The organism is Arenibacter arenosicollis, assembly GCF_014397245.1.
Taxonomy (GTDB): Bacteria; Bacteroidota; Bacteroidia; order Flavobacteriales; family Flavobacteriaceae; genus Arenibacter; species Arenibacter arenosicollis.
The window spans coordinates 1-25,790 of sequence record NZ_JACLHY010000003.1; the positions used below are offsets into that span (position 1 = coordinate 1).

At 38.8% G+C, this 25,790-nt stretch carries 28 protein-coding genes and 1 tRNA gene; 13 read left to right on the forward strand and 16 right to left on the reverse strand.

Annotation, left to right across the window (positions count from 1 at the left end; all coding sequences use genetic code 11):
- Positions 1 to 818: 818 nt before the first annotated feature.
- Positions 819 to 1,151: a single-stranded DNA-binding protein gene (locus H4O18_RS04550; RefSeq protein ID WP_031442041.1), complete on the reverse strand. Its 333-nt coding sequence runs from the start codon at positions 1,149 to 1,151 to the stop codon at positions 819 to 821.
- Positions 1,152 to 1,419: 268 nt separating this feature from the next.
- Between H4O18_RS04550 and H4O18_RS04555 the strand changes: the two genes are divergently transcribed.
- The 5 genes from H4O18_RS04555 to H4O18_RS04575 all read left to right on the forward strand — a co-directional run bounded on the left by H4O18_RS04555 (position 1,420) and on the right by H4O18_RS04575 (position 3,908).
- On the forward strand, positions 1,420 to 1,800 hold the full coding sequence (locus tag H4O18_RS04555) for a DUF1304 domain-containing protein (protein ID WP_187581931.1): 381 nt from the start codon (positions 1,420 to 1,422) through the stop codon (positions 1,798 to 1,800).
- A 103-nt stretch (positions 1,801 to 1,903) separates the two neighbouring features.
- Positions 1,904 to 2,476, forward strand: a complete 573-nt coding sequence (locus H4O18_RS04560) for a pentapeptide repeat-containing protein (protein WP_187581932.1) — start codon at positions 1,904 to 1,906, stop codon at positions 2,474 to 2,476.
- Positions 2,477 to 2,558: 82 nt separating this feature from the next.
- Positions 2,559 to 2,945 carry an SMU1112c/YaeR family gloxylase I-like metalloprotein gene (gene gloA2 / locus H4O18_RS04565; protein WP_187581933.1) on the forward strand — a complete coding sequence of 129 codons (387 nt, stop codon included), beginning with the start codon at positions 2,559 to 2,561 and terminating at the stop codon, positions 2,943 to 2,945.
- The gene (locus tag H4O18_RS04570; protein ID WP_187581934.1) at positions 2,942 to 3,550 is read left to right on the forward strand and encodes an LbetaH domain-containing protein; all 609 of its coding nucleotides are present in this window, start codon (positions 2,942 to 2,944) and stop codon (positions 3,548 to 3,550) included. The genes gloA2 and H4O18_RS04570 overlap by 4 nt, the downstream gene beginning before the upstream one ends.
- Before the next feature lie 7 nt (positions 3,551 to 3,557).
- Entirely contained in the window at positions 3,558 to 3,908 is a 351-nt protein-coding gene (locus H4O18_RS04575) for a hypothetical protein (protein WP_187581935.1), read from the forward strand.
- Positions 3,909 to 4,046: 138 nt separating this feature from the next.
- Here the strand turns inward: H4O18_RS04575 and H4O18_RS04580 are convergent, their stop codons facing one another.
- Positions 4,047 to 4,511, reverse strand: coding sequence for a CBS domain-containing protein (locus H4O18_RS04580; protein WP_187581936.1), 465 nt, complete (start codon positions 4,509 to 4,511; stop codon positions 4,047 to 4,049).
- 213 nt (positions 4,512 to 4,724) lie between these two features.
- Here H4O18_RS04580 and H4O18_RS04585 point away from each other — a divergent pair, with 213 nt between their 5' ends.
- The 4 genes from H4O18_RS04585 to H4O18_RS04600 all read left to right on the forward strand — a co-directional run bounded on the left by H4O18_RS04585 (position 4,725) and on the right by H4O18_RS04600 (position 9,158).
- On the forward strand, positions 4,725 to 7,007 hold the full coding sequence (locus H4O18_RS04585) for a M28 family peptidase (RefSeq protein WP_187581937.1): 2,283 nt from the start codon (positions 4,725 to 4,727) through the stop codon (positions 7,005 to 7,007).
- The gene (locus H4O18_RS04590) at positions 7,004 to 7,813 is read left to right on the forward strand and encodes a Rossmann-fold NAD(P)-binding domain-containing protein (RefSeq protein ID WP_187581938.1); all 810 of its coding nucleotides are present in this window, start codon (positions 7,004 to 7,006) and stop codon (positions 7,811 to 7,813) included. Before H4O18_RS04585 ends, H4O18_RS04590 begins: the two co-directional genes overlap by 4 nt.
- Positions 7,814 to 7,935: 122 nt before the next feature.
- Positions 7,936 to 8,310 (forward strand): hypothetical protein, encoded by a 375-nt coding sequence (locus tag H4O18_RS04595; protein WP_187581939.1) that lies wholly within the window; start codon positions 7,936 to 7,938, stop codon positions 8,308 to 8,310.
- Between the two features lie 134 nt (positions 8,311 to 8,444).
- Positions 8,445 to 9,158 carry a hypothetical protein gene (locus H4O18_RS04600; RefSeq protein ID WP_187581940.1) on the forward strand — a complete coding sequence of 238 codons (714 nt, stop codon included), beginning with the start codon at positions 8,445 to 8,447 and terminating at the stop codon, positions 9,156 to 9,158.
- Between the two features lie 148 nt (positions 9,159 to 9,306).
- Here the strand turns inward: H4O18_RS04600 and H4O18_RS04605 are convergent, their stop codons facing one another.
- The 9 genes from H4O18_RS04605 to H4O18_RS04645 all read right to left on the reverse strand — a co-directional run bounded on the left by H4O18_RS04605 (position 9,307) and on the right by H4O18_RS04645 (position 17,029).
- Positions 9,307 to 9,807 carry a nuclear transport factor 2 family protein gene (locus tag H4O18_RS04605; RefSeq protein ID WP_343065412.1) on the reverse strand — a complete coding sequence of 167 codons (501 nt, stop codon included), beginning with the start codon at positions 9,805 to 9,807 and terminating at the stop codon, positions 9,307 to 9,309.
- Complete coding sequence (locus tag H4O18_RS04610) at positions 9,800 to 10,294, reverse strand: hypothetical protein (RefSeq protein WP_187581941.1); 495 nt, start codon at positions 10,292 to 10,294, stop codon at positions 9,800 to 9,802. The genes H4O18_RS04605 and H4O18_RS04610 overlap by 8 nt, the downstream gene beginning before the upstream one ends.
- Positions 10,295 to 10,564: 270 nt before the next feature.
- Positions 10,565 to 11,941, reverse strand: a complete 1,377-nt coding sequence (gene rimK, locus H4O18_RS04615) for a 30S ribosomal protein S6--L-glutamate ligase (protein ID WP_187581942.1) — start codon at positions 11,939 to 11,941, stop codon at positions 10,565 to 10,567.
- 123 nt (positions 11,942 to 12,064) lie between these two features.
- Positions 12,065 to 12,481, reverse strand: a complete 417-nt coding sequence (locus H4O18_RS04620; RefSeq protein WP_187581943.1) for a VOC family protein — start codon at positions 12,479 to 12,481, stop codon at positions 12,065 to 12,067.
- Positions 12,482 to 12,538: 57 nt separating this feature from the next.
- Positions 12,539 to 13,318 carry an RMD1 family protein gene (locus H4O18_RS04625; RefSeq protein ID WP_187581944.1) on the reverse strand — a complete coding sequence of 260 codons (780 nt, stop codon included), beginning with the start codon at positions 13,316 to 13,318 and terminating at the stop codon, positions 12,539 to 12,541.
- A gap of 5 nt (positions 13,319 to 13,323) precedes the next feature.
- The gene (locus H4O18_RS04630) at positions 13,324 to 13,638 is read right to left on the reverse strand and encodes a hypothetical protein (RefSeq protein WP_187581945.1); all 315 of its coding nucleotides are present in this window, start codon (positions 13,636 to 13,638) and stop codon (positions 13,324 to 13,326) included.
- A gap of 3 nt (positions 13,639 to 13,641) precedes the next feature.
- A complete protein-coding gene (locus H4O18_RS04635; protein ID WP_187581946.1) occupies positions 13,642 to 14,619 on the reverse strand; it encodes a deoxyhypusine synthase family protein in 978 nt (325 codons plus the stop codon).
- On the reverse strand, positions 14,606 to 15,550 hold the full coding sequence (gene speB, locus H4O18_RS04640) for an agmatinase (RefSeq protein WP_187581947.1): 945 nt from the start codon (positions 15,548 to 15,550) through the stop codon (positions 14,606 to 14,608). Before speB ends, H4O18_RS04635 begins: the two co-directional genes overlap by 14 nt.
- A gap of 21 nt (positions 15,551 to 15,571) precedes the next feature.
- Complete coding sequence (locus H4O18_RS04645) at positions 15,572 to 17,029, reverse strand: arginine decarboxylase (RefSeq protein WP_187581948.1); 1,458 nt, start codon at positions 17,027 to 17,029, stop codon at positions 15,572 to 15,574.
- A 462-nt stretch (positions 17,030 to 17,491) separates the two neighbouring features.
- Between H4O18_RS04645 and H4O18_RS04650 the strand changes: the two genes are divergently transcribed.
- On the forward strand, positions 17,492 to 18,220 hold the full coding sequence (locus tag H4O18_RS04650) for a hypothetical protein (protein ID WP_187581949.1): 729 nt from the start codon (positions 17,492 to 17,494) through the stop codon (positions 18,218 to 18,220).
- A gap of 109 nt (positions 18,221 to 18,329) precedes the next feature.
- Here the strand turns inward: H4O18_RS04650 and H4O18_RS04655 are convergent, their stop codons facing one another.
- From H4O18_RS04655 to H4O18_RS04675, 5 genes are all read right to left on the reverse strand, one after another.
- Positions 18,330 to 18,839 (reverse strand): hypothetical protein, encoded by a 510-nt coding sequence (locus H4O18_RS04655; protein WP_187581950.1) that lies wholly within the window; start codon positions 18,837 to 18,839, stop codon positions 18,330 to 18,332.
- Between the two features lie 121 nt (positions 18,840 to 18,960).
- Positions 18,961 to 19,335, reverse strand: coding sequence for a hypothetical protein (locus H4O18_RS04660; RefSeq protein WP_187581951.1), 375 nt, complete (start codon positions 19,333 to 19,335; stop codon positions 18,961 to 18,963).
- Between the two features lie 57 nt (positions 19,336 to 19,392).
- Positions 19,393 to 19,824: a cyclic pyranopterin monophosphate synthase MoaC gene (gene moaC / locus H4O18_RS04665; RefSeq protein WP_187581952.1), complete on the reverse strand. Its 432-nt coding sequence runs from the start codon at positions 19,822 to 19,824 to the stop codon at positions 19,393 to 19,395.
- 2 nt (positions 19,825 to 19,826) lie between these two features.
- The gene (locus H4O18_RS04670) at positions 19,827 to 20,270 is read right to left on the reverse strand and encodes a molybdenum cofactor biosynthesis protein MoaE (RefSeq protein ID WP_187581953.1); all 444 of its coding nucleotides are present in this window, start codon (positions 20,268 to 20,270) and stop codon (positions 19,827 to 19,829) included.
- Between the two features lie 269 nt (positions 20,271 to 20,539).
- A tRNA-Arg gene (locus H4O18_RS04675) sits at positions 20,540 to 20,611 on the reverse strand.
- Between the two features lie 289 nt (positions 20,612 to 20,900).
- Between H4O18_RS04675 and H4O18_RS04680 the strand changes: the two genes are divergently transcribed.
- From H4O18_RS04680 to H4O18_RS04690, 3 genes are all read left to right on the forward strand, one after another.
- Positions 20,901 to 22,586, forward strand: a complete 1,686-nt coding sequence (locus tag H4O18_RS04680; RefSeq protein ID WP_187581954.1) for a ribulokinase — start codon at positions 20,901 to 20,903, stop codon at positions 22,584 to 22,586.
- An 81-nt stretch (positions 22,587 to 22,667) separates the two neighbouring features.
- Positions 22,668 to 24,449, forward strand: coding sequence for an L-fucose isomerase (locus H4O18_RS04685; protein ID WP_187581955.1), 1,782 nt, complete (start codon positions 22,668 to 22,670; stop codon positions 24,447 to 24,449).
- An 82-nt stretch (positions 24,450 to 24,531) separates the two neighbouring features.
- On the forward strand, positions 24,532 to 25,716 hold the full coding sequence (locus tag H4O18_RS04690; RefSeq protein ID WP_187581956.1) for an exo-alpha-sialidase: 1,185 nt from the start codon (positions 24,532 to 24,534) through the stop codon (positions 25,714 to 25,716).
- Positions 25,717 to 25,790: the final 74 nt, after the last annotated feature.

A 25,790-nucleotide genomic window follows, 5' to 3' on the forward strand; every position in this document is an offset into this window, starting at 1 on the left:
ATATCCTTATAAATTTAATTAATCATTGAGCAGTTTGTGGAATTTCTCCCTTCCGGTACCGATGACGGAATAGGCTAAAACCAAAAATAGACAAGCAATGACGATAGCAAGGGCTCCTTCCCTTGGACCTGTACTGAGCGGAGCCGAAGTATAAGGGAAGGTGGATCCTCCGCTAGCAGCGGAGGAGACGGAAGGGATTGACAGGCCAGGTCTTCGGGAGGGGGCAAGAGATTCGGCTTTGGTTTAACCTCCCAAAAACACACCCCTAACCCCTCTCAAGAGGGGAGTTTGGTTAGTGCCAACAATGTCTTTATTGCAAGCTATTAAGCAGAAACAGAAAGTTTATATCCTTATAAATTTAATTAATCATTGAGCAGTTTGTGGAATTTCTCCCTTCCGGTACCGATGACGGAATAGGCTAAAACCAAAAATAGACAAGCAATGACGATAGCAAGGGCTCCTTCCCTTGGATAAGGGAAGGTGGATCCTCCGCTAGCTGCGGAGGAGACGGAAGGGATTGACAGGCCAGGTCTTCGGGAGGGGGCAAGAGATTCGGCTTTGGTTTAACCTCCCAAAAACACACCCCTAACCTAGTAATTCAATCCAGTTACTTGTGTGATTTCTCCTTCCTCCGGTCGATCGAAATAACGATTATTAATTAGTGACTTTATATTACTTAACAGCGAAAAAAGTGGTGTCAAGGCCATTCCCCCAAAAAACAAAAGAAGTAACCCAATAGCCCCTTAAACGGACCTAACAGATTACTTCCTATTACTGCGCTATACCCGGTAAATTCTTCCCAGGCTGTGAAGAAAAACCTATTTCCCCAACATCAGGAGTTCATTACATCTGATTTCAGTGATGTACCTTTTTTCTCCTTCCTTGGTTTCATAAGACCGAGTGGTCAATTTTCCTTCGACGGCAACTTCCTTTCCCTTGTTGAGATAGTTTTCTACGATTTCCGCTGTCTTTCCCCAAGCCACAACATTGTGCCATTGGGTATCGGTTACCTTTTCCCCTTTGGCATTTTTGTAAGTTTCATTGGTAGCAATGGCGAATTTCGCCAATTTGCCACCACCGTCTAGATTAATGATTTCTGGATCGTTACCCAAGTTTCCAATCAACTGTACTCTGTTTCTTAGTGCGTTCATAATACATAATTTTTAAATCCCGAATCCTCTTCGGGAATGGTTAAACAGTTAATGATTTTTGATGCAACAAACTTAGTACCCGACCCAAATGTTATTCGGTTGAAAAGTATTTAATTTCGTTTGTTATCGTTTGTAGTCGTTTGTAATTGACTATATGTGCCTGATTTATCAATTCTGCATGTCCCGTATTCGCACAAGAAATTGATGAACAATTCAATAATATCCTTACATTTAACCATATCTTATTCCCACTAATCAAGACTGAAACATGGATATCCTATTAAAAATCCTTATAGCCCTAATAGCCCTTGAACACCTTTATATTTTATATATGGAGATGTTCGCTTGGGAAACCTTGGGCAAAAAGACTTTTAAAAAAGCACTACCTGAAGATATGTTTACACCCACAAAAGGACTGGCAGCAAACCAGGGACTCTACAATGGTTTTCTTGCAGCAGGCCTAATATGGACTTTTTTTATTACAGACCCAACTTGGAGCACCAACATCGCAATTTTCTTTTTAAGCTGTGTGGCCATTGCCGGCATTTATGGCGCTTGGTCTGCGAGCAAAAAAATATTCGTGGTTCAGGCCTTACCAGCTCTCATAGCCTTATTGCTGCTCTTGCTATCTTCTTCTTATTTTTCATAATTTTAATGCAGGGTTCACGAACAAAATGCACCCTGTTCCATTATTAAAGATATGCTTCATTCGGCCATTTCAACCTAGTATGAAATATAAAATTACCCATTGAATGAAAAATCCATTTATTACAGATCAATCCTATAAAGGAATCAACTTTGCCCCAAAACCTTTGCCAAAAGGAGAATATGAGAATTGCGAGTTTGACACTTGTTCCTTTTCAAAATCGGATATATCCAACATCGTCTTTATGGAATGTGTTTTTACAGATTGTGACCTAAGTAATGTTAACCTAAAAAATACCACCTTTAAAGAAACAGAATTTAAAGGGTGTAAATTATTGGGCATCCGCTTTGACCATTGCAACGATTTTATGCTATCCTTTAACTTCTATAACTGTACCTTAAACCTATCCTCCTTTTATAAATTAAAACTCAAGAACACCATTTTCCAAAATTGCAAAATGATTTCCGTGGATTTTTCAAAAACCCAACTAACAGAAGCCAAATTTGAATCCTGTGACCTTGAAAATGCAATCTTTGAAAATTCCAACCTGGAAAAAACCGATTTCAGTACTGCAATCAACTATACCCTAGATCCTGAGAAAAACAGCATCCACAAAGCCAGATTTTCCAAAGAAGGGGTTTTGGGCTTATTGACGAAGTATAAAATCCATATAGAATAACTTATTTGCCTTTTTGGATTATGCGTTTGTAAACGGATAATTTGTACCTTATTGGTCCTAAAACACTTTCCAACTACATAAAATGACTTTAAACAAAATACACCATATTGCCATCATTTGCTCAGACTATAATAAATCCAAAAAATTTTATGTGGAAGATTTGGGTCTACAACCCATCCAAGAGGTATTTAGGGAGGAACGCAACTCCTACAAATTGGATTTGGCATTGAATGGCGAGTACATCATTGAACTATTTTCCTTTCCAAAACCCCCATCTAGAACAACTAGGCCTGAAGCAACCGGCCTACGACATTTGGCTTTTGAGGTGGACGATTTGAAAAAAAGCATTGATCATATGGTCGGAAAGGGAATTAAAACAGAACCTATCAGGGTTGGTGGGTTAACCGAAAAACAGTTCACTTTTATATTTGACCCAGACGATTTACCAATAGAACTTTATCAAAAATGATTCCCATAAATGATTATATAGAAAATTTCTACAATACTTTCCCTGACCTTAAGGGCCTTTCTCCTTGGGGCGCAACCCAATCCATTTCTTCAATATTAATCGGCATTATTTCAGGACTCGATCCAGATGATTACTCTCTTGAAGGGGATATCGCTATCCACAAAACGGCCATTATTGAAAAAGGGGTTATTCTAAAAGGGCCAATGATTATTTCAGAAAACAGTTTTGTCGCAAGTCATGCCTACCTCCGAGGAGGGGTGTTTCTGGCTGAAGGGGTACGGATAGGCCCAGGCAGTGAAATAAAATCAAGTATAATTTGCAGTAAGACCACTCTCGCCCACTTCAACTTTATAGGGGATAGTATTATTGGAAGGCATGTAAATTTTGAGGCAGGGTCACTTATTGCCAATCACTATAATGAAAGAACGGAAAAGACCATTTGGGTCAGCGCACTTGGTAAAAGAACAAATACCGGAACCAACAAGTTTGGGGCACTGGTAGGGGACAATTCCAAAATAGGAGCCAATGCCGTACTTTCCCCCGGTACCATATTAAGCATGGGTTCCATAGTAAAAAGACTGGAACTTATTGAACAAAATAAATGACTTAACAATGGAAAAAAAATGCTTGGAATGTGGAGATAAAATATTAGGCAGGGTGGACAAAAAATTCTGCTCGGATTATTGCAGAAACGCCTACAACAACAAACTGAATAAGGACAGTAAAAATCTGGTACGGAATATAAACAACCGCTTGCGCAAAAATTATAGAATCTTGGACAGTTACCCCTTAACAGAAGGAAAAACCAAGACTACCAAGACCCGCTTAATGGACAAGGGATTCGATTTTGAATACATCACCAATTTATACACTACCAAAAAGGGAACCACCTACTATTTTGTTTATGATTTAGGATATCTCCCGTTGGACAATGATTATTATATGATCGTGAAGAGGGAATAGGACCATGCCATTAAATAACAGGCATATCCACATCAATACCTCCCCCGAGGGGAAGGATATATAGTTTTGTGGATTTGAAAATTCTTAGAATTATTACTCTGCTACCTAGCAGTGAAAGTGGGAAAATAATGTAGCTTTTTATTTCCAGTTATGTCCGCTTAATTTTAAGGCGGCTATCACAATATCCTTACGGCTAATTTGACCTACCAAAATCCCGTTTTTCATTACCGGCAATCTTCTTCTTTTGTGCTTGTCAAAAATCCCAGCCGCGTCAAAAATAGACATATCATAAGGAATAGTCTCTACATCCTTCGTCATGAATCGCTCTACACTCTTGTCCAATATTGGCTGATTAAAATAACGGCTTTCCGAAATTTGTTTCATACAATCCGCTTCGGAGATAATACCAACCAAAAATCCGTTATTGTCCAAAACAGGACCCCCAGAAATATGGTATTTTGCCAAATGCTCCATAACCGTTAATATGGATTGATCGGGACTAAAGGTGATTAATTTTTTAGTCATGTAGTCCTCTACTAAAATGGGAGCGTCAAATTCCTTTTTTACGACCTTTCGTACTCCCTGAAAGCTTTTTATTCCCATACCGTTTATTTTTAGGTTAATTTGAAAGATAGTATTTTTTAAAAGATTACGCAACTAATTAAGATTTAATCAGTTGAAATGATAAGTATTTCCTAAATTTATTACACATAACTCAATATGATATGGCCCAAAATTATCTAGATTAAAGGTTACCATCAACTCCTTAAGGTAATCCACATATAATTTCTTAATTTTAAGTTTTTACAACTTACTATGAAGCAATATTCTTCTGCCGTCTCCCTACTTATTCTTTTACTTGCCATTTATTTGAGCTTTGAGACCTCAATGCCAAGCTACGATCCAGATGCGACCATTGATGATATTTCATTTTCAACGGATAGGGCACTGGTTCATGTAAAAAACATGTCTGAAAAACCGCATGGAGTTGGATTTCCGGCTCATGCAGAGGTAAGGGATTATGTAATTTCGGAACTGAACAAGCTTGGCTTGGAAACAACGACCCAAAAAGGATATACCGCTGGGGATTGGGGCAATTATAGTAGCACCACCAATATTTTGGCCAGAATGAAAGGGACAGAAAAGGGAAAAGCACTTTTGTTACTCTCCCATTATGACAGCAGTCCCCATTCTTCCTTGGGTGCCAGTGATGCTGCCAGTGGAGTAGCTACCATCTTGGAAGGTGTAAGCACTTTCCTAAAACAAAACCAAGTTCCAAAAAATGATATTATTATTCTAATTTCCGATGCCGAGGAATTAGGATTAAACGGGGCCGATCTCTTTGTGAACAAACACCCTTGGGTAAAGGAGGTAGGACTGGTTTTGAATTTTGAAGCCAGGGGCAGTGGAGGACCCTCTTATATGTTATTGGAAACCAATAGGGGAAATGCCAAGGTCATTGAAGAATTCACAAAGGCCAATCCCAAATATCCTGCGGCCAATTCTTTGGTCTATAGTATATATAAAATGTTGCCCAATGATACCGATCTTACCGTGTTCCGGGAGGATATGGATATAGAAGGGCTGAACTTTGCCTTTATAGACGACCATTATGACTACCATACCGTGCGCGATAATTATGAGAGATTGGATCGTAATACCCTAGCCCACCAGGGCAGTTACCTAATGCCATTACTAAAGCACTTTAGCAATTCCAATCTTACCGACTTAAAAAGCCTAAACGATTCTATTTATTTCAACATACCTTTCTTTAGATTGGTATCCTATCCTTTTGATTGGATCTTTCCTATGTTGGCGCTTGCCATAATATCATTCTTAGTCTTAATGATTTTAGGTCTCAGGAACGGCTCCTTGGAAATTAAGGAAATAGGAAGAGGTTTTATGCCCCTGCTTTTAGTTCTGGTCATAAATGGCCTTGTAGGCTATTTTGGGTGGTCAGCACTAACCAATATCTACCCACAATACCAGGATATTCTTCATGGGTTTACCTATAACGGTTATTCCTATATTATTGCTTTTGTCCTTTTTTCGGTGGCCGTTGGTTTTTGGGCCTATCATAAATTTGACACTACTAAGACCCAAAATTTAATAGTAGCCCCTTTATTTCTCTGGTTAATAATTTGCACGCTTGTTGCCGTGTATTTAAAAGGAGCCAGTTTTTTTATCGTTCCCGTTTTTGCATTGTTGGCATCGCTACTGATAACAACCCATCAAAAATGGCCCAGCCCCTTTCTCTTGCTATTTTTGGCTTTACCGGCAATTTGGATATATGCCCCTTTGATTAAAATGTTCCCTGTAGGTCTTGGTCTTAAAATGATGATCACCTCTACCCTTTTAACATCCTTAACTTTTTTCTTATTGCTCCCAGTTTTTGGTTCGATGAAAAACAAAAACGGCTTGGCCTTTTTGTTTCTAGTACTTTGCTTCGGTTTTTTTCTGTCCGCACATCTTGATTCGGACTTTAGCAATGAAAATGCCAAACCCACCAGTCTGGTTTATTTGCTCGATGCAGATAAAGAAACTGCCGAATGGGCTACCTATGACAAAGTATTGTCTGGTTGGACTTCACAGTACATAGATAAGAATAACGAAAAACCTATAAGTTCAGAGGATGAATCTCTAAGTAGCAAGTATGCAACTAGGTTTAGTTATAGATCGACAGCACCCCTAAAAAACATTGCTGTCCCTAAAATTGAAACCACTAAAGATACCATTATAGGTAACAGCCGCAAATTGGAAATATGTATTACGCCCCAACGAAACATCAATCGTCTGGAAATATTCACCAATGAAGTTGAAATACTTGAGGCCAAAATAAATAACATAGAACTGTCCGCATACTACCTAAAAAATAAGAAAAGCTCCAAATTGGTTACCCACTACGTTAGTAATAACGATTATACCGAATTACAAATTACAATTCCAAAGGATAGCGAATTGGAATTGACCTTATATGAGGCCTCAAACGATCTTTTGAACAATCCACTGTTTACAGTGCCACCAAGACCAGAGGACAACATACCTATGCCGTTTGTTTTAAACGATGCCATATTGATTACCAAAAAGATTACATTTTGAGCAAGAGAATCGGCATTCTAGGGTGTGGATGGTTGGGTTTGCCCTTGGCCATTTCCCTATTGGAGGATAAACATACCATTTATGGAACTACCTCTTCGGATTCCAAAATAGCCATCTTGGAAAAGCACAATATTATCCCATATCTTATTGTTCTAAATAAGATTGGAATTGAAGGCAACATTAAGAAATTTTTGAGCGAACTGGATCTGTTGATTATAAATGTTCCTCCAAATTTACGATCTGCTCCAAAAGAAAGTTTTGCGGAAAAGATGTTTCATTTACATAGTGAAATAAAAAACTCACCCTTAAAAAGAATTATTTTTATAAGCAGCACCTCTGTATATGGCAATATTAACGGCATCATTACTGAAGACTCCCCTGCCCTTCCAAACACTGAGTCCGGAAAGCAACTTTTGGCTTCGGAAAATATTTTTCTAAAGGACGGGCAACTAGATACCACCGTTATCCGTTTTGGAGGACTAATTGGTCCTAAAAGACATCCAGTGAAATTTCTTAGTGGAAAAACTGACCTTGGGAATGGGGATGACCCAATAAACCTAATTCATTTGAACGATTGTATCGGCATTATCAAAACCGTCATAAATGGGGACTACAAGAATCGAATACTTAATGGAGTGTTTCCCCACCATCCTAAGAAAGAAGAGTATTACACCTCGGAAGCCATAAAAAGAGGGCTTTTACCACCTATTTACACGCGAAATTTGAATAAAATAGGAAATAAAACTATTGAAAGTAGGTATTTAAATGTTAAAACCTACCAATTTAACACCTCAATTGTAAGTTAATTCACCACACTTTTTTGCACTTTCACAACAAACACGACCACTTTAAGTTAAATTACAACCCTGATTGTTAGCCGTTTATCGATAAGTATGTACCTTTAAGTAAACGAATAAATTCAATTATTATGGAAAATTCAGGTCTAAAAAGAAGAGTACTTTACGAAATTGAAAATCTAATTTCCAAAAGCTGTTCCAAAAGCAAAATGTCCCAAAAATTTCAAAACCTGCACGTTGCAATATTGAAAAAATATTACAATGCCGCCGATGTATCCATAGACTATCATAGAAAGAGGGTTATTTTGGATATTGTAATGGATGACAGCTGTTACGACCCAAAAAAAGTGAATTCTTCCCTACCAACTCTAAGGGCTAATTTACTTTTTAAGAATTTAAAAGAATTTTTAAGTTCTAGCTTGGACAAAGACAATGGGAGCATAGCATTTTATGCCAAACTCATTAAGTCCTATGAAAATAGGAATACTAAGCTAACAGTCGTTTAAAAAAGACCCCAATCAACCATAATAAAAAGGATGCCCGTCGGCATCCTTTTTTGTTGCTTATCAAAGGTTTAAGGCTTTCCTTAACAATAGGATAGAAATAATTTACTAGTTTTGGCACACCAAAAAATAGAACAATGAAGAAAATAGTTTTAATCCTACTTCTAATAGCAGGATTTACAGCCAATGCACAGACGAAAAGTGACTTGCTTAAACATTATGAGGCCTTTTATGACCAAATGAGAATACAGGGTGATATAGATGGTGTAATCAACGCTATAACGCACTTAAACATACTTGCCCCCAGCAAAGAGCGCAACGACACTTTGGCGTACATATACACCACCGACAATCAACATTTACAGGCCCTAAATACTATCGGGATCGACAAGAATGAATCAGACTCCGATTTGGCGGTACAGGTAAAAGCTATTTCCTTGAAGGCATTGAACCAACCCAAGAGGGCGCTGGAACAATTTGAAATTTTATACAAAAGAGGTCCGAACCCTTATTTAGCCTATGAATTGGCAGATCTTAAAATTCAGACCGGCGACAATGAAGGTGCAGCTGCCAATATTGAATATGGTATTGCGAATGCTAAAGATGATATGAAATACGCATTCTATGAAAGACAGCAACCTTACGAAGTTGCCCTAAAAGCGGCCTTTATCCATTTAAAAGCCCTGGTAGAATTCAATAAAGACCAAACCAATATAGATGGTGCCTTGGCCACTATTGATGAAGCCTTAAAAATAGACCCCAATTTTAATTTGGCAAGTCTAAGTAGGCAAGCCCTACAGTCTAGAAAGGATAAACAAGAAAATAAGGATCCTAAAGCAACTAAGCAATAATCCAAATATTAATGGGCGCAACCTTATGGCTCCCAATAAAGGAAAACAACAAAAAACCACTGTTTAGCAGTGGTTTTTTTGTTTAAAAATGATAAAAGACTCAATTGAATAATTAAGAAAGCTTAACGGCTCTTCCCTTAAACAGGCCCTAGTGCTTCCTCAAATTTTCAATAATCATTTCGTCCTTTTCCTGTTTTAACTGAATTACCTCGGAGACATTTTCATTGGGGATGACGATAGACAACACATAGTGGGCTATTTTCCATTTTCCAGATATCTTCCTTAGCACCCCAGATCCACGACATAGTTTCATTTGGGTATTCAGCAACTCATCAAACCAGGCCATATCGGTCTTTTCATTAATATACACTTTTCGGTCCAAGGGAGTAAAGTCCCACGCCCTGCCTTTATCAAAATGGGGCTTTGCGTAAGCCTTAAACTCATCGATCTGCCAATTCTCCGAAGCATCCGTACCAATAAAAACGGCGTCGGAGGTCATTAAATTAAAATATGATTCAAAATCAGCAGTTCCGGCCGCCCTGTGCCAGTTATCCAGTGTGTTCTGTATTAGCATTTCATCTGTTACCTCCTGACATCTCAGCTGTGAGGAGAAAATAAAAATCGATATTAATATGAAGAATCTACTCACTTAGAATGAGAATGGTGTCCAACTTGCTGTTGACAATTACGTTGAACTGATTTCTAAATGCATTATATGCGTTGATCATTTGGACAGTAGACTCTTTTACATCTACCCTGTACTCCAGGTTTCCCTTTGTTTTAAGAATAAAGGTCTTAAAAACCTTCTGCCTACTTTTAATCTGGGCCTTATCAAAAGTTTCCGGATAGGCAGAAGCTTCCAATGTTTTTTGTTTTTCGATCAAATCCTCTATAACCAATACCAAATCTTCCCTATTGGCAACCCGATAAAGCGATTCAAATGTAGTTTCCATAGAATTGAACTCTTGCCATTCCTTTAAATCCGCCAAGGCCTGTGCATTTATTTCATTTGGTTTTGGAAGTGAATCCACACTGAAAAATTCCTCTTCCTTTTCTTTCGTGGCTTCTACGGTTGCCCCTTGTTTACAGGCACCCATCAACATGAATACCATGCTGTAAAACAATACTTTTCCCATAGGTCGAAGGTACAAATTTTAATAAAAGCTATCCAAAAATGGATTTTATTTAACTAGTTTTTAATGCAAAATCAATCTTAACCATTTGGCTTATCATCAAATAGAGCCAAGCTGTACTTTCGTCATATGGCAAGCTAAGGAAATCACAAGGTTGTTCCCAATGATAAATTTGAAGAAAGTCCCAATCTAATGAATACCTTGACCCAAGGAATTAATTATTACTATGCTCTGCCTTCCTGAAGGACTGCTTTCATAGATTAAAATTAGAGATTACACACTAAATTTTATTTTACTTTCAATAGCCCTGATCATGATATTGGCAATATCCTTACCGGTGGCGTTCTCAATTCCCTCCAATCCAGGGGAAGAATTTACCTCTAAAAGCAAAGGTCCTTTATTGGAACGGATGATATCCACACCTGCCACGGCCAGATTGAGAACTTTGGCAGCCTTTACGGCCAATTTCCTTTCTTCGGAGGTAATCTTTATAACAGATGCCTTGCCTCCTTGATGTAGGTTTGCACGGAATTCCCCTTTTTCGGCTTGTCGCTGCATAGATGCCACTACTTTTCCATTCACAACAAAACAACGTATATCCTGACCGTTGGCCTCTTTGATGAACTCCTGCACCAAAATATTGGTTTGCACACTCTTAAAGGCATTAATAACACTTTCAGCGGCCTTATTGGTTTCAGCCAAAACCACACCCTTGCCTTGAGTACTCTCCAATAATTTTATAATCAATGGTGCACCATTGACCATCCTTATCAGATCTTTGGTATCCATAGGAGACTTGGCAAACCCCGTTATAGGAATATGTATATCATTTTTGGAAAAAAGCTGTGATGCAAATAATTTATCCCTGGACTGGGTTATTGATTCGGCCGAATTTAGACAATACACCCCTAGGTTGTCGAACTGCCTGATCAGGGCACAACCGTAAAAAGTAACCGCAGGCTTAATTCGTGGAATAATTGCATCGAACTCATTTAATATGTTTCCTCCCCTATATCTGATTTCGGGCGAATTAGCATCCAATTTCATATAGGCGTGTTCTACATTTAAAAACACCATATCGTGTCCCAAGGCCTCGCCAGCCTCCATTATTCTCTTGTTACTGTACAGCAATGGGTTGCTGGCCAACAAGGCTATTTTTAGTCCCGTTTTTTCTTTAAAATGGGAAGCGTATTTCTCATTGATTTCTTTTACCGTGAACTCCTTTACGTTAAAGCTTACCGCAGGATTAACCACAAATCTTTCATTTAAGGCCTCACGGCCCAAAAGCATACGATATTCCATAGTATCCCTATTGGCCAAGGTAAGTTCTATATCAAAGGTAAGATCTCCAACGCGCACTGGGGTCTTTATCACATAACGTTCTTCGGATATCCCGGAAGAACTCTTTACCGTCCTACGGTCTACCAGTCTTGCACGGCATTCTATATTAATACCCCTGTTGTCCTGCAACGGATTTACCTCAAACTTCACCCATTCATGCGCCCCTTTGGTATATACCTTAATATTATTTGCCTGTATGGAAGATGTTTTTGCCCCGGAATCTACCCTAGCCTTGATAGCTGGAATCTCTAAATCTTCAAATACACACCATTCTTCACTGCCAATAATATCCAGGTTCTTATACTTCATCTGTTTTATATAGATTTTATTTTTAAATAAGTGCAAAATAAAGCACTTAACCCCTTGTAATCAAGATTAAGGGATTATTAATTTATTAAATTTATAATGGTCATCTTGAAACGGATAGGACCATTAAGATAAAAACATCTCTTTTTGCTTTTTGAAACATTTAAATTCTAACATATGTCCGTTGGGATCTTGGATAAAAAAGGACTTATGCTCACCTATCATATCCTTTAAGAATACGACCTCGGTTGTTAGTTCATATTCGGATTTGCTCAACTTGGCATGTAATTTATTCCAAGTAGATTCATCCACGATAAGACCAAAGTGAAAAGAAGGCAACACCGTATCTTCAAACTTGTAGGTCTTAAAAGTAAAATTAAAATTACCCGCTTTAGTAAAGGTAATCTGGTTTCCAAACAAATTAATATCCAACCATCGGGAAGAGTGCCTTCCCAATTCGGCTCCGATGACGTCTACGTAAAAGTCTTCTGTTTTGCTTATACTTAAGCAGGGCAGTGACATATGGAAGGGCGCATTTTTCATAAGGCTTTAATTTAGTGTTGATTGTTTATCTAAGGTAGTAAAAAGAACAATTAAAAATTACCTCCATAACCTAAACACAAACAGATCTAAAACCTCGACCAAAATCAGGATAATAATTACCCATTCCAATTTACTGCTTTCCCTATGGTCCCAGATATCCTTAAACAACTCCAAATTTTCCTTTATGATTCCTATTCGCTCGTAAATATTCCTATACCTGATTTTTAAATCAAACGTCCGTTTAAGTTCCATGTTCAGCTTGTCCAATTGTTCGTTTTCCCAGGTACTATCGGGCTCATCAAAAATATAAAGGTTTTCGGATATTTGATTTTTAATGTTCATAACCTTTCCTATGAACCGCTTGAGCCTAACTCCAGAAATATTCAGCTTTCCTTTATTTTCCAAATATTGGGTATGCCCATTGGTTTCTTCCAACAACTGCTGTGTAATTTCGGAATACCTATCAAGGGCAACGGATTGGGAGGTGTTCAACATTACCAATCTAATAAACTCCGAATCAAAACTGGGCAAGATTACTTTATCGAAGGCCACCTGTTGGCGGCCTTCGATTATTTCTACTTGAATAGTTTCTGTAAGTTGGGGAATATTGTATTCCTTGGTAATCTTGGATAGGGCGTCCAGTATCTTATCTTTTTCCTCTTCAGAATGATTAAAAAAGGATACTAGACCGTATTGAAAAATGTAAACGAATTTTTTTTCGCCATTTTTCAAATAGAGCTCATCACTGTCCGAAAACACTATTTCCAATGGCAACTGTGATTTACATTGCCTAATATTAATGGAAGATGCTATATGAACTGCAACAACCTCAAACATCGCGGTTAGTCATCGTCATCATCTCCCTCTACTCCTTCCATGTCCACATCTGGAATAGCATCTGGATCATCATCGTCAAAATCCTCGTAATCATCCTCGTCATAATTGGCCATGGTTTTTTCCAACTTGGCACTTATTTTGACCAGATACTTGGTATCCTCTGTAGTTACCTCAACGGCCTCTATACGTTCCCCTTGTGCATTCTTAAAGGAGATGATATTAAGGTCGTCGTACCCATCAGGATACTTCTCTACCAAAAGTTTTAAAACTTCTGGCGTAAGTTTTTTAAAATCAACAATAACTCTTTTTAAATTGTCCATATACTACATGTCTAATAGGTACGCAAAAATTAAGGGCGCAACAATGGTTGCATCACTTTCAATGATAAATTTAGGGGTATTTATATCCAGTTTACCCCAAGTTATTTTCTCGTTCGGCACTGCACCAGAGTAAGAACCATAACTTGTGGTAGAATCACTTATTTGGCAAAAATAACTCCAAAACGGTGTATCTGTCCTTTCAAGATCCTGGTATAACATAGGCACGACACAAATTGGGAAATCGCCCGCGATTCCTCCTCCTATCTGAAAAAATCCAATCCCTTTTTCAGAATTGTCGGTATACCAATCTGCCAAGAAGGTCATATATTCAATGCCAGACTTCATGGTACTGGCCTTTAACTCTCCTTTTACCACATAGGAAGCAAATATATTTCCCATGGTACTATCTTCCCAACCTGGGCATACAATAGGTAAATTTTTCTCCGCAGCCGCATACATCCAGGAATCCTTAAGATCTATCTCATAATATTCCTCCAAAACTCCTGAAAGCAAGAGCTTGTACATAAACTCATGAGGTAAATACCTTTCTCCGGCGTCTTCCGCTTTTTTCCAAATTTCAAAAATATGCTTTTGAAGCCTTCGGAATGCCTCATGCTCCGGAATACAGGTGTCCGTTACCCTATTTAAACCTTTTTCCAACAAATCCCACTCATCTTGCGGTGTAAGGTCTCTATAATTGGGTACGCGCTTATAATGTGAATGGGCTACCAAGTTCATAATATCCTCTTCCAAATTTGCACCTGTACAAGATATGATATGCACTTTATCCTGACGGATAACCTCAGCAAATATTTTTCCCAATTCGGCGGTACTCATGGCACCTGCCAAAGAGACCAACATTTTGGAGCCTTGCTTTAGTTGATCTTCATATCCCTTAGCGGCATCCACCAAGGCGGCCGCATTAAAATGTAAATAATACTTCTCAATAAAATTGGAAATTTCTCCTTTAGTCTTCGTCATCGTCGAATTTTGAATTATTATTGCCTCCTACCTTGGAATCAATGTCATAAGTGTTGTCGTATTCGTCCTCTACGGCCTCACCCATAAATTTATAGCTTAACATTTTGTAATATAATTTGGCCGCTAGGAAATCTGAAGATTTATCCGACTTATTAGGACAAAGCTCAACGATATCAAAGCCAACAACATTTTTATCTGTAAATACCTGTTTTAGGAACTCCAGGGTCTCATAGTAAAACAAGCCACCTGGTTCCGGTGTCCCTGTGGATGGCATTATGGACGGATCCAAGGCATCCAGGTCAAAAGTTATAAAGACATTGTCCGTCATAAGATCTATGACCTTATCGGTCCAATACTCATCATTCACCATATCATGTGCAAAGAAAGTTTTTTCTTCATCCATAAAGGTTTTTTCAATGGCATCCATACTTCGAATACCCACTTGAAGAAGATTGGTAGTCTGACTTGCCTCGTGAACAGCACAAGCATGATTGAATTTAGTGCCATCATATGACTTCCTTAAATCTGCATGCGCATCTATATGCAACACTGTAAGATTGTCAAAACACTCATTAAAGGCTCTGATGGTACCAATAGAAATGGAATGTTCACCTCCAAAAATGGTAACAAACTTATTCCGTTTAATATATTCTTTGGTAACCTTATGCACAGCATTCACCATGGCCTCGGGAGAGCTATCCTCATCCACGGAATTGGCCAAATATACTCCTTGTTGATAGACCTCTGTATCGGTTTCAATATCATACAATTCCATATTTTCCGATGCCTTTAAAAAAGCCTCGGGACCTTTGTCCGCTCCTTTTCCCCAAGTACTGGTTCCGTCATAAGGCACAGGGATTAATACTACCTTAGCCTTTTCCAATTGCGCAAACTCGTCTGGTATGCCAGCGTAATTGTTAGTTGTGTTCATTTGTTTAAAGTTTATTGATTTTTAAAGGTCAGATTTAATTTCCTTATCAACGCTCTTACCAACTTTAGCACTAGCATTGGTTTTCATTTCATATCCTAAAATTCTAAGCAAATCTTCTGCCTTTTGTTGTTCACTAAATAATTTGGTTGTTATATTTCCGTTTTCGTCCTTATCTATTAAAATATGTTTTGGATGCGGTATCAAACAATGTTGCAATCCTCCATAACCCCCAATAGTCTCCTGATAGGCACCTGTATTGAAGAACCCGATGTACAAGGGCTTATCCTTTCTGTACTTGGGCAAATAAATTGCATTCATGTTTTGCTCACTGTTGTAATAATCATCACTATCACAGGTTAGTCCACCCAACAAAACCCGTTCGTATTCATCTTGCCAGCGATTTATCGCCAACATTATAAAACGTTTGTTAATGGCCCAAGTATCCGGTAATGTGGTTATAAACGATGAGTCGATCATATTCCACTTTTCACGGTCGTTCTGCTGCTTTTGATATAGTATTTCATATATGGCTCCACCGCTCTCACCTACCGTAAAACTTCCAAATTCGGTAAAAATATTTGGAACTGCAACATCCGCTTCCTGACAGGCAATGTTTATTTGGTTAATGATCTCATCTATCATGTACTGATAATCGTAATCAAAAGCCAAAGAATTCTTTATCGGGAAACCACCACCAATATTAAGACTGTCCAGCGATGGACATATCTTTTTAAGCCTAACGTACACCTTTAAACACTTTACCAATTCGTTCCAATAATAGGCATTGTCACGTATACCGGTATTAATGAAAAAGTGTAGCATTTTTAACTCTACCTTATCATTGTCCTTAATTTGATTCTCATAAAAAGGTACAATATTTTTGTATCCAATTCCCAAGCGCGAGGTGTAAAATTCGAACTTTGGCTCTTCTTCAGAAGCAATCCTGATCCCCACCTTAAAAGTATCGTTGATGGCATCGGACAACAGATCTATTTCCTCATAATTATCAATAATCGGAATACAATTTTGATGTCCTCCGTTTATAAGATTGGCTATATTGGTAATATATTGATCCCTTTTAAATCCGTTACAAATTATAAAGGTATTGTCCTTTATCTTGCCCTTCTCCTTTAACTTCTCAACAATATTAATATCAAAGGCCGAAGAAGTTTCAATATGAATGTCATTTTTTAAGGCCTCGTTCAATACAGGTTTAAAATGAGAACTTTTGGTACAATAACAATAATGGTATTTCCCTTTGTAATTATTCTTTTCCATGGCTATTTTAAACCACTCCTTTGCCCTGTTTATATTTTCGGAAATTTTTGGCAAATAGGTAAATTTCAAAGGACTTCCATATTCCTCTACCAAATCCATTAAGGGAATCCCATGAAACTTTAAATATTCACCGTCCAATGAAAATTCCTCTTGTGGAAAATAATAGGTTTGATCTATAAGATTAATATACTTCGTGTTCATTAAAATAAATATATGAATTGTAAATAAGTAAATAGCAGCGCCAATTGCAAATAATATGCGTAATTATAACTAAATCTTTAAACAATTATCTGCTTTTCGGTCGTCGGTATAAAATAATAGTCGTGCTGACTGCTCACGATAGAAGAAAAATTTGGAATACCAAGTAAATTTTGGTTACCTACACCTTTAAATTTCAGTGGTCTGAATCTTTCTGTTTCCAGAATCCCAAAATTATAATTACGGTTCATTGTACTCAACAAGTTGCTATTAGGCAAACAAAATTTAAAGCTAAATTGACGTGACAAATGAAAACAAAAAAAATGAAAAAACAAGCGTTTTAAAAAATTTTACGTTGAAGTTAAAAATGAATTTAATCAATTGTAAAAAATTAACTAAAAATTAAATTTAATGTGTTGATTTTTAACCTTTTCTTGACTATTTTTAAATAAAAACCAAGTACCCATGAAGCTTAAAAAATTCAGTGTTTTTGCAGGTCTTGTTCTATTGCTGTTTTTTTCTGGCAAAATTGAGGCCCAAATACCGGCAAACGTTTATCATTTTGAGGAAAAAAGTAGTGATGGAACACTTCACCACGAGTTGAAATTGGACTCCGATTATTTTGTACATACCATTTACCGACAATCTCCTGCAGAGTTCATAAAAACGCTGGGAGGATTCTATACCATCACAGACAACAACCTAATGGTGCAATTAGAATTTAATTCCGATTATAAAAAAGATAAAATTTCCAACTTAAAAATACCGTTTAAGTTAAAAAATGGCACACTTATTCTGGAGAAACCTAAGCAAATGATCTTCACCCCCACTGGCCATGGCTCTCAGGATCTTGATGGAAAGTGGCTTATCACTGGGAGGGTAACGGACCAAGGAGAAGAAAGAAGGGATACTTCGCGACCACGAAAGACCATGAAATATTTATTGAACGGGCATTTTCAATGGATTGCTTACAATACCGAAACCTTCGAGTTTTTTGGCACTGGAGGTGGCACCTATGATACGATCAATGGAAAATACACAGAAAATATCATGTACTTTTCAAGGGACAATTCCCGTGTTGGGGCAACTTTGTCCTTTAATTATGAATTGAACGGTAACGATTGGTACCATACTGGCAAAAGTAGTAAGGGAGATCCTTTAAACGAAATATGGACCAAAAGGGTTGCTAAATAACAGTCTGTAATCTATTATCATAGATATTTCGATAAATATAAATAGCCTAGGCCTCTGGAGAAAATTAATTCACCAGCACCTAGGCTATTCTTTCTCCATTTTATAATTGTTATGCCACTTTAGCTCTATTTAAAGATGTTGCTACCGCTCCATTAATGGCTGCATTCCATTTTTCGGCACGTCTCAGTTCATAATCCTCGATATAGATACTCTCTATGTCATAAAAATTAAGGATTTTATGCTCCCGGGATTCATCTAAAAACTTAATTTCCAAATCCATTCTTTCCAGGACAGTCTCCTTCTTATTCTTGGTTTTTGCTACATGGGTCTTCTTAACAAGCTTTACATTCAGCACATCATTAAGATCTATATTCTCCAGTGCCACTACACCATCAAATACTTTAGCGAAGACAAGCGTCTTATTGTCTGCATCAAGACCAATAAAAGAATTGCCCCAACTTTCCTTCAAATTAAATTTCAGCTTGGATTCATTCATTAATTTTTTGATTTCATTGGACATTATTTTTAAATCCCCTTTTCCGGATTTGTTAAGTATCACAAAAGGTAAAACGGTACAGAGTACCAATAAACCGGATACTAACCACATTGATATATTCATTATATTTATTTTTAAATTATTGCACTTATTAATTACTTCCCGCAAACCAAAGCTAATGTTGGGTACGGAAAAACTTCCAAAATTGGTTATTTTGGAATAGCATGTTAACTAATAAAATAATTTACAAAAAGGTATGAAAGGGGTAGATCATGGTAAGTCCGTCCAAACTTGGAGTAATATGGACACCCCTATTTAGGATTAAAAGTGCTTTTCCACTGGCCTGAACAAGGCCAATTATACTGCTGGGATATATTGAATTAAAATTGGGTCTTAGCTCATTTACAGGAGGTATTTGGTAATTACCTTCCGCCATGACCATGTCATGGGAAGAAGACTGTCCATTATAATTCAAATGATGGTCCACTTGAATTTCCCCGGTCACCTCAACCTTGGAGTCCAAGACCTGATCAGGGCTGGCCAAAGAAGTTTGGCCTATACCTAAGAAAAGTATAAGAACTAGAAACTTAAAAAAAAGCAAGTACCTTGTTTTTTTCATACCACAAAGATATGCACAGATTTTCTTAATAAGCTGTTAAATTATTTAATAAATAGGTTATTGGCCGGTACCTATATCGGACTTCCCTCCCGTTTTTTTCAATAATTTAATATTCCGTATTTCGATACCTTTATCAATGGGCTTTAACATATCGTACATATTAAGCGCCACTATGCTGGCCCCGTGCATGGCCTCTACCTCTACACCAGTTTTATAGATGGTCTTTACCGTAACTAAAATAGTAATCTGCAGGCCATCAATAGCATAAGAAATATCGGTGTATTCTATAGGCAAGGGATGGCAGTCCGGCAAAAGATCTGCTGTCTTTTTCACCCCCAATAAACCGGCCGCTTTGCTCATGGCAAATACATCACCTTTGGGCACCGTTTTATTTTTTATGGCAGCTATGGTATCTTCAGAACTTACCTGTACTATAGCCTGGGCAATCGCCGTACGTAAAGTGGATTTTTTATGGGTAATATCTACCATATCTATTTATTTACTTTCCATTTATAGGAGTCATCCTTAAAAAGCTCCTTGCCAAAAATTGGAACCTGATTCTTAATCTCCTCAACAACGTGGTGCAAGGCATCAAAAACTTCCTTTCTATGTGCCGAGGATACGAAAACAAACAAACATATCTCCCCCACATTTACCCTACCCATACTGTGATAAATGTGCATGCAGCTTAAGTTGAACTTGGCAAAAGTAGCTTCCCTGATTTCGTGAAATTTCTGATTGGCCATTTCCTCGTAGGCGGAATATTCTATGGCTGTGACTTCCTGCCCATCAATAATATCTGCCCTAACCTGGCCTAAAAAGATATCGTGGGCACCAATGGTAGTTTTCGACTGGTGTTTTGCAATGGAATTGGCTATAAACTCTGGGCTTATTGCTCCTGGTACAAATACAGTTTTGATTTTGTTCTTTTCCATAAGCAGTAAATTTAAGTAATTCTAAACCCGTTGCAAGTACAATGGGCGAGTCTAACTCGCAATACTTATAATGTAGTACTACCACGCTAGAAGAAGTGGGATTCCTAGAATTCCACTCAGGACAATCCTCTTTTCAATAATTGAAATCCAACCGTTCGACACCACTGGAGTCTTCCATTCGTGACCTCACCAAGAATCACTTCGGCTACGCTCAGCACAGGCTTCGAGCCGAAAGCTATCGCTTTTTGGTGCTGCGCACCTTTGGTTCGTGACCTCACCAAGAATCGAACTTGGATCTAAAGTTTAGGAAACTTCTATTCTATCCGTTGAACTATGAGGCCATTTGCAGTTCATTATTTCAAACCGCGGCTGCAAAAGTAAAATTTATTTGATAAAAAAACTCGATACTTAAAGGATTGTTTTTTAATAATTCGTCAAACTCAACATTTTTCCAGTCAATTTTTATATGATGGTTTGGATAATATAGTTTTACAGGAACAAAAATGCAGTATTAGTAGCAAACACCCTCAATTGTTAAAAAAATAATATAATTGATGCAAAATGAACTTATTTTTTTAAATTGCTTGCTTAAACGTTTAAATTTATTTTAACCATTATTCTAACCAGCTTATGAAGAATCGGAAATATACCATAGGAATTGATTTTGGAACAGATTCCGTAAGGACCATAGTTATCGATTCCAGTAATGGCCATATTGTTGGTAACGCCATTGCCAAATACGAAAGATGGGCCAAGGGGATGTACTGTAATCCTTCAGCCAATCAATTTAGACAACACCCATTGGATCATATTGAGAGCTTAAAACACGCTATCAAGGAAGTAATCGATACACTTACATCAGAAATTATAAACGGCATTGCTGCAATTTCTGTAGCCACTACCGGTTCAACACCCATAGCCGTCAATAGAGAAGGGGTGCCCCTGGCACTACTCCCTGGTTTTGAAGAAAATCCCCATGCCATGTTTATCTTATGGAAAGATCATACTGCCATAGGGGAAGCTGAGGAGATAAACGCATTGGCTCACAACCAAAGCAGCATTGACTATACCAAATACAGCGGTGGGGAGTATTCCTCAGAATGGTTCTGGGCCAAGATCCTACATACCCTGCGCGTAGATAGCAAAGTGCGTGAAGCGGCCCACTCCTGGATGGAGCATTGTGACTGGATTCCATCCCTACTCACAGGAAATACCGATCTACGCACTATAAAAAGGAGTAGATGTGCGGCCGGACATAAGGCCATGTGGCATAATGACTGGAATGGACTACCTGCAGACGAATTTTGGACACAATTAGACCCCTTATTATCAGGATTAAGAGACAGACTTTACACAGATACTTGTACTTCCGATCAAATTGCTGGAACCATTTCTGAAGAATGGTCCCAATTGTTAGGCCTACCAAAGGATGTAGTGATTGGCGTAGGTTCCTTTGATGCCCATATAGGGGCCATTGGCGGTGCCATAAAACCTTATCATATGGTGAAAGTTATTGGCACTTCGACCTGTGATATGATCGTAGCTCCCAAGTCTGAAATTGGCAATAAGGCAATTCACGGAATATGTGGACAGGTCGATGGTTCGATCCTTCCCAACATGATCGGCCTAGAAGCGGGCCAATCCGCTTTCGGTGATCTCTATGCTTGGTATAGGGATATTTTGATGTGGCCAGCCAACAAAATTGTTGCTGATAGTAAGTTATTGGACGAAGCTACCAAAGCGGCACTATTGGAAGAAATGGAAGAGGGAATTCTTTCCGAGCTTTCTATGGCCGCAAGTAAAATAGAGATCGAGGAGTCTGGAATAATCGCATTGGACTGGATGAACGGTAGAAGAACCCCAAATTCAAATCAGAATCTCAAAGGAGCACTTCAAGGTCTTACATTGGGGACGACTGCTCCCAATATATTTAGGGCATTGGTAGAGGCCACTGCCTTTGGCTCCAAAAAAATAATTGAACAATTCCAGGAAGAAGGTGTCCGCATAGACGGTGTTATTGCCATTGGCGGGGTTGCCCAAAAATCGGAATTCGTGATGCAAATCTTAGCGGATGTCCTAAATTTTCCGATCAGGATCATTAAATCAGAACAAACCTGTGCTCTAGGCGCCGCCATGGCAGCAGCAGTGGTCGCCGGTCTCTACGATTCCATCATGGACGCCCAAGATGCCATGGGAAGCGGATTTCAAAAAGAATACTACCCCAAACCCGAAAATGTAGAAAAATATAAAACCCTGTATACCCAATACTCAACATTGGCAGACTTCGTAGAAGCCCAACAATTGAAAGAATCTTAAGGTCATGCCCAGACCACTAATACATCTAGTAAAAAGCAGAAAATTAAAATAGAAAATATTAATCGACATAAAAATTTAGCAATGCAAAACAAGCACAACCATTTAGGAGCAATCCCAAAAGTAGGAATAAGACCGGTAATCGATGCCCGTTTGGGCGGCATTAGGGAATCTTTGGAGCAAACCACCATGGCCATGGCACAACGAGTCGCCGATTTTCTTTCCACCAACCTTAGGAACTATAACGGAACAAAAGTAGAATGTGTAATTGCGGACACCACCATTGGACGTGTGCCGGAAGCACAAAAATGTGAGGAAAAATTTCTTAGAGAAGGGGTAGGACTTTCTATCACAGTAACGTCATGCTGGTGTTACGGAACGGAAACCATAGATATGAACCCCACTCGCCCAAAAGCAATTTGGGGATTTAACGGTACGGAAAGGCCAGGGGCCGTATACTTGGCGGCCGCCTTGGCCGGACATGCACAAAAGGGGGTACCAGCCTTCAGTATCTATGGCAAGGAAGTTCAGGATAGCGATGACGAGAACATCCCAGAAGATGTTCAAAAACTGTTGTTGCAATTTACCAAGGCTGGCCTAGCTGTAGCCATGATGAACGGTAAATCGTACCTATCCATAGGTTCTGTTTCCATGGGGATAGCTGGTTCAATCGTCAATGAAAGCTTTTTTCAGGATTACCTGGGAATGCGCAACGAATATGTAGATATGAGCGAAGTAAACCGTAGGATGCAGCACGGAATATTTGATCCGGAAGAATTTGAAAAGGCTTTAAAATGGACCAAGGAGAACTGTAAGGAAGGTAAAAATTACAATGCCAAAGACCTACAGAAATCTAGGGAACGTATGGATGAAGAATGGGAAACCGTTGTTAAAATGACTTTGATTTCCAGAGATTTAATGATAGGTAATCCAAAATTGGCTGCATTGGGCTTCGGGGAGGAAGCATTAGGGCACGGAGCCATTGCTGCGGGATTCCAAGGACAGCGACAATGGAACGATTATATGCCTAATGGCGATTTTATGGAAGCCATCCTAAACTCTTCCTTTGATTGGAGCGGAATTCGACCACCTTATATGATGGCCACCGAAAATGACAGCCTTAACGGCATTTCCATGCTATTTGGTTATCTATTGACCAACCAGGCACAGATGTTCTCCGATGTAAGAACCTTTTGGAGTCCGGCTTCCATAGAAAGGGTCACTGGTCATAAGCTCCAGGGCAAGGCCGCCAATGGTATAATCCACTTGATCAATTCCGGTTCCTCAACGTTGGATGGTACTGGACAACAACAAATAAATGGGAAACCTGCCATGAAACCGTTCTGGGAAATTTCCGAATCGGAAGCTACAAAATGCCTGGAAGCCACGGACTGGCCACCGGCTATGTACGAATATTTTGGAGGAGGAGGGTACTCCTCCCATTTTGTCACCAAAGGCGAAATGCCAGTGACCATGTGCAGAATAAACGTGGTTAAAGGATTGGGGCCTGTAATGCAAATAGTTGAAGGATGGACGGTAGAACTACCTGAAGAAGTACATAAAACTTTGGATGAGAGAACCAATCCTACTTGGCCCACTACTTGGTTTGCACCTAGATTGAATCAGGATCAAGCATTTAAGGATGTCTACAGTGTTATGAATAATTGGGGAGCAAACCATGGGGCTTTCAGTTATGGTCATTTTGGGGACGAAATAATAACACTTTGTTCCATGCTTAGGATTCCTGTAAATATGCATAATGTTGAACCCGAAAGAATATTTAGACCCAAGGATTGGGCTTCTTTTGGAATGGATCAGGAAGCAGCTGATTACAGGGCATGTGAGAATTACGGACCCCTATATTAATAGGAACTGCCATGGATAGCTGGAAGCAATAACCTCATTTTTGAATTAAAAAACATGACCATACCCTCTAAACAAATACACAATGAAAATTAATTTCAGCTTGGTTACTATGCTTATGTCAATATTCCTGACAACAAATTTCTATGGTCAGGTTGATCAGGAAAATGTGAAGCATGTAAAAGTATATTATGAACCAGGCATGTTCGGCGGCTGGCCGGCAAACCATGGGGTATGGAATTGGGGTAATGAAATTTTAGTAGGTTTTTCCAAGGGACACTACAAGGATTTGGGACCCGACCGACATAATTTTGACAAAGAAAATCCAGAGCTCCACGTTCTGGCCCGAAGTCTTGATGGCGGCCAACACTGGACTGTAGAAGACCCTGGAGCGGTAGACGGTGATCTCGTGGTTCCCGATAACGGCAGTTACCATGGTCTTATAAGAAAAGACGTAAAGGCACCCGAACCAATTCCCGCGAAACCAATAAACTTTAACGACCCAAACCTGGCTTTTACGGTGCGTATGACGGATCATCATGGAGCAGAATCACGCATTTGGTATTCCTACGACAGGGGACGCGATTGGGAAGGTCCGTATAACTTGCCCAATTTTAATACTCCTGGAATTGGAGCTCGGACCGACTATATTATTGATGGTAAAAATGAGTGTATGCTATTTCTTACTGCGGCCAAAGCCAATGGAAAAGAAGGTCGCGTTATGTGTGTAAAAACAATTGATGGTGGAAAAAATTGGGACCTTATTTCTTGGATCGGACCTGAACCAGAAGGGTTTTCAATAATGCCAGCGTCGGTTAGAATATCCGATAAAGAAATATTGGTAACCACTCGCAGAAGAGAAGAATCAGGACAATTTATCGATGCCTACCTTTCCCAGGATAATGGTTTAACTTGGAGCCCCCTGCCCAACCCAGTGGATAATTGCGGACAGGGCAATCCCCCCGCCATGGTAAAGATGAAAGACGGAAGAATATGTTTGATCTATGGATACAGGGCATTGGAGGAGGATATCAAAAACAACCGTGACAAAAGTGAGATCAGGGCAAAAATAAGTATTAACAATGGACGTACTTGGAGCAAGGATTATGTACTGCGTGATGACGGTTCTGGAAAAGATCTTGGTTACCCCAGAGTAGTGCAGCGGGCAGACGGTAAAATAGTGGCCCTTTATTATTTTATGGACAAAAACACCGGTCCGGAACGCTATATTGCAGCTACCATTTGGGATCCTCCATCCATTGAAGATTAAAGTTCATTATTATAAACATATAGCCTGATACAAGTTCCCAAATATTGATCGTAAAATAGATAAAACAAAAATCA